The 1,264-nt window shown below is 55.5% G+C and carries 2 protein-coding genes; both read left to right on the forward strand.

The features are described 5' to 3' along the window. Nucleotides 1-195 (forward strand): hypothetical protein (locus tag BT264_RS39755; RefSeq protein WP_218173381.1); only part of this gene is annotated, 195 nt, incomplete at its 5' end. A gap of 274 nt (nucleotides 196-469) precedes the next feature. Further along, a partial coding sequence (locus BT264_RS37290) for a hypothetical protein (protein WP_143156776.1) occupies nucleotides 470-1,264 on the forward strand: 795 nt, incomplete at its 3' end.

Raw genomic sequence — 1,264 nt, forward strand, 5'->3', positions numbered from 1 at the left:
CCCGGTGGGCTTCCTTACCTTGCTTTCGTTTTCCATACTTCAAATCTCCTGTTACTGCCAAGATCCGAAGTCTCCTACATTCCCGGCGCGGTTCACCTGATCGATCCCGCATATCCGCGCGACATCGACGAACGCGTGCACCGTGACCGTGCGGCTGCAATCGACCACCGCCCAGACTCCAGTCCGGTCGCGTGACGCTTGTGCGCAACATAGCCCGTGCACACGAATGAACAGCGCGGCTTCTCACCCGGAATCTGACCAATCCAGTTGCCAATGCAATTCGAAGCCAATAAAGTCAAAAACTGAATCGCTGACCGGCCAACATTCATCCTGCACCCTTGTCGATGTTAAAAATCGAAATCATCGCCGTGATTTCGGTAGACGCAACCTGACCTGATTTCCGGGTCTGGCACGTAGATCCGGTCAATGCTTCAGTTACTTGTTTGCTATGCCTACCTTGGAGACTTCAATGTACGTCAATGGATCGATACGTGGAAAAAACTGGCGTGACCAGACAAGTGAGGCGGACTCGGATAATCCGCGCTCCAGCCTGAATCCCTCACGCAAATACGGAACCCGGGAGCCGCAAACGCCACGTGAGATGAGGCGCGAAATCGACCAGAGAGTTAACATTCAGGGGAGCGACGCCATTGAAAGTTACCGGCGCCGAATGCTACGTGACGGCATGCCGGATCTCAACGGCGCGGATGCACAATCGACATCTGGAACACAGGATTCGCGCACGGACAAGAGTACGATTCCGACATTCTGCATCACTGATAATAAGTGTCTCGTCAAAAGTGCGTTCGACCGAGACGATGTGCGCTCCAGCTTGAATTCCTCCAGCATCGACGGGCATAAGGGCCTTGAAGTGCCGCGTGAGATGACGAGCATCTTGTCCGGAAACCGCATGAATGCGCAGGAGGCGTCTGCGGTGCTGGCTGCCTACATGCGCGAAAACGGGAATCGCCTCCTGAAACTCAACCTAAATCAACTGGAACAACTGTCGCTTGACGAAAAAGTTCCGCCGAACATTCGACAGGCCGCGAAGTACCTGTTCGATCATCCGGAAGCATTCAAGCGAATCGGAGCGTCTGACGGGACTACTTCCGACGGTACGGTCGGCCTCAGCGACTTTGAACGAGTAGCCGAGGGCGGGCTCGTCTCCAATGACAATGTGCGCGCTCAGCCGATCGGCGGCTCACGGCACGACAACGACGCAAATGAGCCGGTGGTACCAAACGCCAGCAACGTGAACCGGCCG

It is taken from the genome of Burkholderia sp. NFPP32, from assembly GCF_900119325.1.
GTDB lineage: Bacteria > Pseudomonadota > Gammaproteobacteria > Burkholderiales > Burkholderiaceae > Burkholderia > Burkholderia pyrrocinia_C.